Origin of the sequence: Paenibacillus sp. KS1 (assembly GCF_001680695.1) — a bacterium.
In the GTDB taxonomy this organism is placed as follows: domain Bacteria; phylum Bacillota; class Bacilli; order Paenibacillales; family Paenibacillaceae; genus Paenibacillus_B; species Paenibacillus_B suaedae.
Window position 1 is genome coordinate 1 of sequence record NZ_MAIS01000231.1, and the last position, 1,300, is coordinate 1,300.

The following is a 1,300-nucleotide window of genomic DNA, read 5'->3' on the forward strand; positions in this document are numbered from 1 at the left end:
TTCAATTCCTCATAGGTACATTCAAAACCCCAAAAAGTGCTGCTGTTCCGCTAATCTTACTAAATGTTCCTGCTTCATACAAGTTTAAAGGGGTAATTAGACAAACACAGTAAATCGAAGATTTTCACATTCAATCTGCGATTCTCACTTATTATCTCCATATTCCAATTTGTCGTCGATCCCCCGGAATTTTTACGCTATTGGAGGTCGACGACAAAATTTCACAGTCGCAATTCCAGTCACTGTTACTTTTCATTATTAGATCAATTCTCACTTTTCCGGTACATATTCAATCAAGTCAGAAAGCTTGCAGTTAAATGTATCGCATAGCTTTATTAAAGTTTCCATCTTTGTAGTTTCAATATTCGTTTCACGATACAACTTATTAATCGAATTTCTGCTGAGTCCTGATCGATTCATTAATTCGGTAATATCATCGATCCGATGTTCTGCCATTAAAGTCCTGATATTACACTTTATCATGTATGTCCCCTCCTATAGCTTTAATATTAGCCCGCACGTTTAAGTTATACAATAAATCAGCTACAAATTAACCTTGTAAAGATAATAATTAACTTTACACTAACTCTATAGTGTCATATAATAACTCTATAAGGTTAATAAAGAGGAGGATATAATCTTTTATGTTAGATTCTCTTGAAGTGTTGGTAGAACCACTAATACGAAATCGATTGGAAGCATTGTACGGTGATCTTTTAAAAAGCAATGCCTACTACATAAAGCTTTCTACTGAACGTGACAAATATATTCAACAACTGCAAGACTCAATTTCTGCAGATCTTCAACATACTATGTTTCTTCTTCAAGACGTACAGTTATCCCTTCAGAATATTTCTGAACCTACGGTTTACTTGAGAGGATTTAAAGATGCTTTATATTTGAGAAACGAAATTCACTAAAAAAGAGCCCAATTGGCTCTTTTTTTATTTTCTGTATTCAATTTTCCGTAACTTTTGAAGCTCTGTTTGTCTTATTCATCTTCGCCGGATCTTCAACAGACATCGATCTTTAAACCGTCGCTTCGGGCACGATCTATCCCCCCAGTTAGGCAATCAAGCAATTAATACACCTATTTGTAGGGATAAATTAGAGATCTCTGAATAAATGCAAACAGAGAGAATTCAGAAGAAAATACAAACTATACATTCAATACAAGACATGTGTAGTTGTAGATGAGTTAGGACATCACCAATTTCAATTCCTTATAGGTACATTCAAAACCAAGTTCATGTTACAGTGTGGGGCAATGGTTACGCGTTTCAATTCCTCATAGGTACGT

General features: G+C 34.8%; 2 protein-coding genes. One reads left to right on the forward strand and one right to left on the reverse strand.

Going from position 1 to position 1,300, the window contains the following annotated elements; all coding sequences use genetic code 11:
- Window positions 1–270: 270 nt before the first annotated feature.
- The gene (locus tag BBG47_RS28000) at window positions 271–483 is read right to left on the reverse strand and encodes a helix-turn-helix domain-containing protein (RefSeq protein ID WP_065294466.1); all 213 of its coding nucleotides are present in this window, start codon (window positions 481–483) and stop codon (window positions 271–273) included.
- A 161-nt stretch (window positions 484–644) separates the two neighbouring features.
- Between BBG47_RS28000 and BBG47_RS28005 the strand changes: the two genes are divergently transcribed.
- Window positions 645–920, forward strand: coding sequence for a hypothetical protein (locus BBG47_RS28005; RefSeq protein WP_065294467.1), 276 nt, complete (start codon window positions 645–647; stop codon window positions 918–920).
- The last annotated feature ends 380 nt before the right edge of the window (window positions 921–1,300 follow it).

Coding starts and splice junctions, on each gene's coding strand:
- BBG47_RS28000 (WP_065294466.1), bottom strand. CDS start 483: ATGATAAAGTGTAATATCAGGACTTTAATGGCAGAACATCGGATCGAT.
- BBG47_RS28005 (WP_065294467.1), top strand. CDS start 645: ATGTTAGATTCTCTTGAAGTGTTGGTAGAACCACTAATACGAAATCGA.